The 9322-nt window shown below is 43.2% G+C and carries 7 protein-coding genes and 1 pseudogene; 6 read left to right on the forward strand and 2 right to left on the reverse strand.

Annotation, left to right across the window (positions count from 1 at the left end; all coding sequences use genetic code 11):
* Both ACT8YW_RS20130 and ACT8YW_RS20135 read left to right on the forward strand, forming a co-directional pair.
* Positions 1–160 (forward strand): annotated as a pseudogene (locus ACT8YW_RS20130) (protease); the annotation flags it as partial.
* 183 nt (positions 161–343) lie between these two features.
* Positions 344–844 carry a DUF4251 domain-containing protein gene (locus ACT8YW_RS20135; protein WP_004306358.1) on the forward strand — a complete coding sequence of 167 codons (501 nt, stop codon included), beginning with the start codon at positions 344–346 and terminating at the stop codon, positions 842–844.
* Between the two features lie 8 nt (positions 845–852).
* Here the strand turns inward: ACT8YW_RS20135 and ACT8YW_RS20140 are convergent, their stop codons facing one another.
* Positions 853–1476, reverse strand: coding sequence for a trimeric intracellular cation channel family protein (locus ACT8YW_RS20140; RefSeq protein ID WP_004300342.1), 624 nt, complete (start codon positions 1474–1476; stop codon positions 853–855).
* 92 nt (positions 1477–1568) lie between these two features.
* Between ACT8YW_RS20140 and wecB the strand changes: the two genes are divergently transcribed.
* The 4 genes from wecB to ACT8YW_RS20160 all read left to right on the forward strand — a co-directional run bounded on the left by wecB (position 1569) and on the right by ACT8YW_RS20160 (position 7906).
* Positions 1569–2654: a non-hydrolyzing UDP-N-acetylglucosamine 2-epimerase gene (wecB, locus tag ACT8YW_RS20145; RefSeq protein WP_444106938.1), complete on the forward strand. Its 1086-nt coding sequence runs from the start codon at positions 1569–1571 to the stop codon at positions 2652–2654.
* A 343-nt stretch (positions 2655–2997) separates the two neighbouring features.
* Positions 2998–5574: a DUF5686 and carboxypeptidase-like regulatory domain-containing protein gene (locus tag ACT8YW_RS20150; protein WP_250700994.1), complete on the forward strand. Its 2577-nt coding sequence runs from the start codon at positions 2998–3000 to the stop codon at positions 5572–5574.
* A 6-nt stretch (positions 5575–5580) separates the two neighbouring features.
* Positions 5581–6852, forward strand: a complete 1272-nt coding sequence (locus ACT8YW_RS20155) for a replication-associated recombination protein A (RefSeq protein WP_444106939.1) — start codon at positions 5581–5583, stop codon at positions 6850–6852.
* Between the two features lie 97 nt (positions 6853–6949).
* Positions 6950–7906, forward strand: coding sequence for a D-2-hydroxyacid dehydrogenase (locus ACT8YW_RS20160; protein ID WP_008999364.1), 957 nt, complete (start codon positions 6950–6952; stop codon positions 7904–7906).
* 146 nt (positions 7907–8052) lie between these two features.
* On the opposite strand, the gene cydB is transcribed toward ACT8YW_RS20160, so the two are convergent.
* Positions 8053–9195 carry a cytochrome d ubiquinol oxidase subunit II gene (cydB, locus tag ACT8YW_RS20165; RefSeq protein WP_217724503.1) on the reverse strand — a complete coding sequence of 381 codons (1143 nt, stop codon included), beginning with the start codon at positions 9193–9195 and terminating at the stop codon, positions 8053–8055.
* Positions 9196–9322: the final 127 nt, after the last annotated feature.

The following is a 9322-nucleotide window of genomic DNA, read 5'->3' on the forward strand; positions in this document are numbered from 1 at the left end:
GGCAGATCCTGCCATCGAGGCAGTAGAAAGGAAAGACGTGGCGCATTTATTTATACAGAATCCTAAAAAGAAATCGAAAAGTATATTCAGCGGAATCAACGGATTGTTTGCCACTCATCCTCCCATTGAAAAACGAATTGAAATACTGGAACAGTTCTAAAAGCCTGTTCTAATTTTCTTCCCAAGCGTTTTTATTCAAAAGTTGATTATGCCCTTAATTGGTCTAAACTTATAAATAACAGGGATTTCTGTTTAATTTTCATTAAAGGAAACAGAACTATCCCTGTCTTTTTCTTATATTTGGTTGTTATACATATATACATCAACCTAAATGCAAACTGATATGAGAACGAAGAAACAAATCTTTATGCTGTTACTAGCCTTGCTAGTGGGCATCCCTACCCTTTCGGCTCAACAAAGTAAAAAGGAAAAGAAGGAACAGAAGAAAGAAGCAGTAATGAAACTGATTGAATCTGAAAATTATAAGATAGATGTCAACACTGCCATGCCGATGCGCGGACGCTCCATCCCTTTGACATCTTCCTACTCACTGACAATCAGAAATGATTCGGTTATTTCTTACTTGCCTTATTATGGACGGGCTTATAGCATTCCGTATGGTGGAGGTGACGGACTTAACTTCAAAGCCATCCTCAAAGAATATAATGTGGAAATGGATAAAAAAGGGAATGCCGTTATCAAGTTCGTCGCACGTAATCCTGAAGACAGATATGAATTCAGAGCAAAAGTATTTCCCAATGGTTCGGCAAGTATCGATGTCAATATGCAAAACCGGCAGTCCATTAGTTTTCAGGGAGAACTGGATATAAAGGAGGAAAAATAATGCCGTCCTTATTCTTCCGGCTCTTCACTACCTTTTAATATAGGTAGGCAAATGTGATATTTGACAGCTAAGATGCGGGTCAGGAATACCGCCAGTCCGCCAATCAACTGACAGGCGTATGATTCCAGACCTGCAACGTCGCACAGCCAGTATGCAATACCGCCTACAACGCAGGCCATTGCATAAATTTCTTTTCGGAAGATAAGAGGTATTTCATTGATAAATACGTCACGAATCACTCCACCGGCTGCTCCTGTAATGCTACCCATGATAATAGCCACCCAGAAAGGATAGCCTAAAGCAATGCTCTTGCCTACACCTACCACGGTAAACAATGCCAAGCCAATGGTATCGAAAATAAAGAAAGTATTATTGAGCCGGATGAGCCAACGTCCGAAACAGATTACCCACAGCAAAGCCAGTCCCGTACAAATCAGATATATAGGGTCGGTCATCCATCCCGGTGTCACGTCGAGCAGGACATCACGAATAGTACCGCCACCGATAGCAGTAGCAAGTCCTACCACATAAGCACCAAACCAGTCGAAACGTTTCGCCGAAGCCAGCCGGATGCCACTTATAGCAAAGGCAAATGTGCCTATAAAATCAAGAATTTGAACGAATGTGGGCATATATTTGTTATTTTGTATGCAAAGTAACGAATAAATTCCGTAAGAAAATGTACTTTTGCTTCACGAATTAAACCGAATAAGATAGAAACAATATGAAAATAACAATTGTTGCGGGGGCACGCCCCAATTTTATGAAGATAGCTCCCATTACACGCGCTATTGAAGCCGCACGGGCGCTGGGTAAAAGTATCTCTTACCGACTGGTATATACAGGAAGGAAAGACGATACAAGTCTGGATGCTTCTCTCTTTTCGGACCTCGATATGAAAGCTCCTGATGTTTATCTGGGAGTGGAAAGTAGTAATCCAACGAGTTTGACAGCCGGAATCATGGTAGCCTTTGAACAGGAACTGACGGAGAATCCGGCACACGTAGTTCTTGTGGTAGACGATCTGACTGCCACCATGAGCTGTGCCATCGTTGCCAAGAAACAAGGAATCAAGGTAGCGCATCTCGTAGCCGGAACCCGTTCTTTCGACATGAAGATGCCGAAAGAGGTCAACCGTATGATTACAGATGGAATATCCGACTATCTGTTTACTGCCGGCATGGTTGCCAACCGCAACCTGAACCAGACAGGAACGGAAAGTGAAAACGTATATTATGTAGGTAACATTCTCATAGATACCATCCGCTACAACCGTAACCGTTTGCTCAAACCGATATGGTTTTCCGTATTGGGACTGCAAGAGGGAAATTATCTCCTGCTCACCCTCAACCGTCGCGTATTGCTAAACAACAAAGAGAATCTGCGTCAGTTGCTGAAAACAATCATTGAAAAATCTGCCGGTATGCCTATCGTAGCACCGCTGCACACATACGTACGAAATGCCATCAAAGAATTAGGCATCGAAGCTCCGAACCTCCACATAATGCCTCCGCAGAATTACCTGTTCTTCGGTTATCTGATAAACAAGGCAAAAGGAATCATAACAGATTCAGGAAACGTAGCCGAAGAAGCGACCTTCCTGGGTATTCCTTGTATCACGCTCAACACGTATGCCGAACATCCGGAAACGTGGCGCATGGGAACCAACGAACTTGTCGGAGAAGATCCTGCTCTGCTTGCCAAAACAATGGATACACTGATGCACGGTGAATGGAAACGTGGCGAACTTCCCGAACGTTGGGACGGACGTACCGCAGAGCGTATTGTACAGATACTTACGAGCAAATAACATTTACCCGGCATGTTCCATTCCGTTTCCCGGCATGGGACTGTTAGTTTCACACCGGGAAACAAAGTGTTTCACACCGAGAAACCAACAGTTTCATGCCGGGAAACAAAAAGTGTCAAGTGTCGAAACAAAAAGTGCCCTACAACGAGAGCAAAGGTTTCAAATATCGGGACCGGGAGAACAAAGTGCTGAAACAGCCTTATCAAAAGGATTAACAAAGGAATATTCCTTGGATTACCGGGCGATATATGCTTGTAAACAACAAAAAACGATGGGTAAAAAAAGTTATATATTCTGTTATCCTTAGAGTTATTTGTTAACTTTGCGCCCTACTACAAACGTTATGATACAACGATATAACAAAATACTTATACTGTTCTTACTCGTATTGGTAGCTTCCAATGCTTTTGCGCAGCAAATTAAAGGGGTAGTCACTGATTCGGTTACCCACGAGCCATTGATGTATATCTCTGTTTACTACCAGGAAAAGAGAGATATGGGTACTATCACCAATATTGACGGAGAATACAGTCTTGAAGCCCGCAGAAACGGAGGAACACTGGTGTTCTCCGCTGTAGGTTATATCAGTAAAACGGTTCGAGTCGGTTCCAACAATCAGACAGTGAACGTTAAGTTAGCTCCGGATAATGTGCTCCTGAACGAGGTTGTCGTGAAACCTCAAAAGGAGAAATATTCCCGCAAGAACAATCCGGCAGTGGAATTCATGAAGAAGGTAATCGAACACAAAAAAGCGCAAGTACTCGAAGTGAACGAGTACTATCAGTACGACAAGTACGAGAAGATGAAAATGTCCATCAACGACCTCACACCGGAAAAGCTCGAAAAAGGTATCTACAAGAAATATTCATTCTTAAGAGATCAGGTGGAAGTGTCGGAAACAACCAATAAGTTGATTCTCCCTATTTCCGTACAGGAAACGTCCTCGCAAACCATCTACCGCAAAAATCCCGAAAACAAGAAAACGATTATCAAAGGAAAGAATTCCAATGGTATAGAAGAATTTTTCTCTACGGGAGATATGCTCGGCACTGTATTGAAAGACGTATTTGCCGACATCAATATCTACGACGACGATATCCGATTGCTCCAGCAGCGTTTCGTCAGTCCGATCGGTAACAATGCCATCTCATTTTATAAATATTATCTGATGGACACATTGATGGTAAACAAGCGTGAATGTGTCCACCTTACTTTTGTTCCGCAAAACTCGCAGGACTTCGGATTCACCGGACATCTGTATGTATTGAACGATTCTACTTATGCCGTTCAGAAATGTACGATGAACCTGCCTAAAAAGACCGGAGTAAACTTCGTCAACCGTATGGACATCGTGCAACAATACGAGCAACTCCCTAACGGAAACTGGGTATTAGCGGATGATGACATGACCGTAGACCTGTCCTGGAATTCCAACAAAACAGCAGGCGGATTGCAGGTGGAACGGACTACGAAATATAGTAATTATAAATTCGATCCCATCGAACAACGACTGTTCCGATTGAAAGGCAGCGTGATAAAAGAAGCGGATATGCTTTCGAAAAGCGATGAGTATTGGGCGAGTGTTCGTCAAGTACCGCTGACGAAGAAAGAAAGTTCGATGGATGTATTCGTTAACCGCCTCGAACAGATACCGGGATTCAAATACATCATCTTCGGAGCGAAAGCGCTGATTGAAAACTTTGTGGAAACAGGAAGCAAAGGCCATCCGAGCAAAGTGGATATCGGTCCTATCAACACCATGATTTCGAGCAACTACATTGATGGTACCCGTTTCCGATTAAGTGGTATGACAACAGCTCATTTCCACAAGCACTGGTTCTTGAACGGATACGGAGCTTACGGCCTGAAAGACGAACGCTGGAAATATAGCGGTACGGTAACTTATTCATTCAATAAACGCGATTATGTTGTATGGGAATTCCCGAAACATTATCTTTCGGCTACGTATAGTTATGATGTTATGTCTCCGATGGATAAATTCCTGTTCACAGATAAAGACAATATCTTCCTCTCGGTAAAAACAACGACAGTAGACCAGATGTCGTATATGCGCGACGCCACCATTAATTATGAACTTGAAACGCTGACAGGATTCGGAGTGAAAGCCATGCTGCGCCATCGTAACGACGAGCCTACCGGCAAACTGGAATATCTGCGCAATGATGCCGCGCAAACCCGTGTGCATGATGTCACGACTTCGGAAGCAAGTCTGACACTACGTTATGCTCCGGGCGAATCATTTGTCAACTCCAAACAACGCCGCGTGCCCGTATCGCTGGATGCTCCTATCTTTACATTGACTCATGCTATGGGTTTCAAAGGAGTACTAGGTGGAGATTACAGTTTTAACCGTACGGAAGCAAGTGTATGGAAACGTTTCTGGCTCCCCGCTTCCTGGGGAAAGATTGATTGTAGCTTAAAAGCAGGTGCTGAATGGAACACGGTTCCTTTCCCGTTGTTGATTTTGCCGGAAGCTAACTTGTCCTACATCACCCAGCGCGAAACGTTCAACTTGATTAATAACATGGAATTCCTGAACGACCGTTACGCTTCCATGTCATTATCTTATGATATGAATGGAAAACTATTCAACCGTATTCCTCTTATCAAGAACTTGAAATGGAGGGAAATGTTCCGCGTACGTGCTTTGTGGGGAACATTGACGGATAAGAATAATCCGTTTAAGAGCAACAATCCCGATTTGTTCCGTTTCCCGACACGCGACGGTAAGTTCACCAGTTTCGTGATGGACCCGAAAGTGCCTTATATTGAAGGAAGTGTAGGTATCTACAACATTTTCAAGTTGCTGCACGTTGAATATGTACATCGTTTCACTTATCGTGATAATCCGGGTATCAACAAAAACGGTATTCGTTTCATGGTATTAATGGTATTCTAGAAAATTATGCAACCTTTAGCAGAACGGTTACGGCCAAAAACTTTGGATGAATATATCGGTCAGAAACATTTAGTTGGACCGGGAGCCATCTTGCGGAAGATGATTGACGCAGGACGCATCTCTTCTTTTATTCTCTGGGGACCTCCCGGAGTAGGTAAAACAACTCTTGCACAGATCATTGCCAACAAACTGGAAACGCCTTTCTATACTTTGAGTGCTGTGACTTCCGGTGTGAAGGATGTACGCGAAGTGATAGACCGTGCCAAGAGCAATCGTTTCTTTTCGCAGTCCAGTCCGATTTTGTTTATCGATGAAATCCATCGGTTCAGCAAGTCGCAGCAGGACTCTCTGTTGGGAGCGGTAGAGAACGGAACAGTCACGCTGATTGGCGCAACAACGGAGAATCCGTCGTTTGAGGTCATCCGCCCTCTCCTATCCCGTTGCCAGCTTTATGTACTCAAATCTTTGGAAAAAGAAGATTTGCTGGAACTTCTGCAACGTGCCATCACCACAGATGCCATACTGAAGGAACGAAAAATTGAATTGAAAGAAACAACAGCTATGTTGCGCTTCTCCGGTGGAGATGCCCGCAAGCTGCTTAATATATTGGAACTTGTTGTGCAATCGGAGACGGAGGAAACAGTTGTCATCACCGATGAAATGGTGACCGAACGCTTGCAACAGAATCCACTGGCTTATGACAAGGATGGAGAGATGCATTATGACATTATCTCGGCTTTCATCAAGTCTATCCGCGGCAGCGATCCTGACGGAGCGATCTACTGGCTTGCCCGTATGGTGGAAGGAGGCGAAGATCCGGCTTTCATTGCCCGCCGACTGGTGATCTCGGCTGCCGAGGATATTGGTCTGGCAAACCCGAATGCATTGCTTCTCGCTAATGCGTGCTTTGATACATTGATGAAAATCGGTTGGCCCGAAGGACGGATTCCTTTAGCCGAAGCGACGATATATCTAGCTACCAGTCCTAAAAGCAATTCGGCATACAGTGCTATTAATGATGCTCTGGAGCTGGTTCGTTCGACAGGAAATCTGCCTGTCCCCTTGCATCTGCGCAATGCTCCGACCAAACTGATGAAACAGTTGGGATACGGACAAGAGTATAAATATGCGCACAGCTATGAAGGTAACTTTGTCAAACAACAATTTCTTCCGGACGAGCTGAAAGACAAACGGATATGGCAACCGCAAAACAATCCGGCAGAACAGAAACATGCCGAGCGAATGATACAGTTGTGGGGAGACAAATTTAAGAAATAAGCGTTCGTAAAATAAGTCACTCCCTTCTGTAAGAGAAGCCGAAAGCAAAATAAAGCAGTAGGAAACATTATAACATATTAATAATATTGAAATTGAAATGAAGATTGTAGTTTTAGACGGCTATGCCGCCAATCCCGGAGATTTATCTTGGGAAGGTATGAAGGTGCTTGGAGAATGTACAATTTATGATCGTACAGCTCCGGAAGAGGTATTAGAACGTGCAGCCGGTGCAGAAGCAATTCTGACTAACAAGGTAATCATCAATGCAGACCACATGGCTGCACTGCCCGAACTGAAATATATCGGTGTGTTGGCTACCGGATACAATGTGGTAGACACAGCTGCTGCAAAAGAACGGGGAATCGTCGTTACTAATATTCCTTCATATAGCACCGCTTCCGTTGCTCAAATGGTATTTGCGCATATCCTGAACATCACTCAACAAGTGCAACACCACTCTGAAGAAGTGCATAAAGGTCGTTGGGCTAACAACAAGGATTTCTGTTTTTGGGATACTCCGTTGATGGAACTGCGGGAAAAGAAAATCGGTCTGGTAGGACTGGGAAATACCGGATATACCACAGCGCGCGTTGCTATCGGTTTCGGTATGCAAGTGTATGCACTGACTTCCAAATCTCACTTCCAGTTGCCACCGGAAATCAAGAAGATGGATTTAGATCAGTTGTTCAGCGAATGTGATATTATCAGTTTGCACTGCCCGCTTACTCCGGAGACACGCGAAATGGTAAATGCACGCCGTTTGGGTATGATGAAGCCGACAGCTATTTTAATCAACACCGGTCGCGGCCCGCTTATCAACGAACAAGACCTTGCAGACGCTTTGAACAGTGGCAAGATTTATGCAGCCGGAGTAGACGTGCTTTCTACTGAACCACCTTGTGCCGACAATCCATTACTTACTGCAAAGAACTGCTACATCACTCCGCACATTGCCTGGGCAACCATCGAGGCTCGTGAACGTCTGATGAATATTGCAATCAGTAACCTTCAGGCTTACATTGCCGGAAAACCGGAGAATATAGTCAATAAATAAAAAGCGATATATCCGAAAAGATAGAAAAGGCTTATATATAAAAACTCCCCTCATTTAACTTCTCTACCATGACATAGAGAATTAAATAAGGGGAGTTTATTTGTTCCTACAAGAATCTCAATTCGAAATTCTATGTGGACAAAGTATTAATATGAGTGTCCTCCTTCATCCATTTCTTTCTCGGTAATTTTGTGACGATCGATACTACGCCAAGCATAGAAAATATATGCAATTACGAATGGAACAAGAATAGAGACATAGGCCATTGTCTTTAGTGTAAATTCGCTGGAACAGCTATTGGCTAAAGTTAATGAGCTTTGCAGGTCTGTATATGACGGATAATAAGCGGTATTGTTGTACCCTGCTACCAGCAATAAAGATAAAACAGTCAGTACCGTACCGATTCCCGTAAACCAGATTCCTTTATCAAACGTCTTTTTAAGCAATGTCTTTCCAATGCCGAAAAGAACCAGTACCACACCAATCAGGAATAAAGCCAGCACTACCGGCATTTCGATAAAGTTAGTGAAATACTTATATGGCTGCATATAAATTTCCTGTGTATCCGGATTAACGGCAAAACCATCAGATACCAATGTACGAATGACAAATGCTAAAAAGAATACAAGGAACAAAACTGTATTATTTCGTACTGCACGACGACATTTATCGGTCAGCTCTTTATCATCAATATTATTAATGAAATAGAGAGATCCCAACACACGGGCAAGGAAGAAGACAGCCAATCCAAGAATAACATTCCAAATGTTGGTCAGTGCATCCAATCCGTGCCAGCCATTTCCCCAATGACTGATTACCGGCATAATGGTATCTGTCATATTGGCCTTATTAATATAGAAATCAGAACCGGTAAAGAAAGTAGCCACTGCCCCACCAAGTAACACAGGACCTACCACTCCATTAATCACCAAAAAAGTCCGGTATGTCTTTTTACCTAACAGATTTCCGGCTTTACTCTGAAACTCATAACTGACAGCCTGCAATACAAAACTGAAAAGTATAATCATCCAAAGCCAATATGCACCACCGAAACTGGTACTGTAAAACAAGGGGAAAGAAGCAAAGAAAGCTCCTCCAAATGTAACCAATGTAGTAAACGTAAACTCCCACTTACGTCCGGTAGAATTCACCATCATCTTACGATGTTCTTCGGTTTTACCCAAGCAGAACAACAAAGAATTACCTCCTTGTACAAACAATAAGAACACGAGTATGGCTCCTAACAAGGAAACGACAAGCCACCAATATTGTTGCAAAAATATATACATATAGCTAAAATATTAAGTAATGAGTAATAGGTAATTATCAATTCTCCGGTCCTTTTTTAATAGCCTTTACCATAATTCCGACACCTGCAATCAGCATCACTGTAAACAGGAGCAGGAAGATAAAGAA

Source organism: Bacteroides sp. (assembly GCF_052357945.1).
GTDB lineage: Bacteria > Bacteroidota > Bacteroidia > Bacteroidales > Bacteroidaceae > Bacteroides.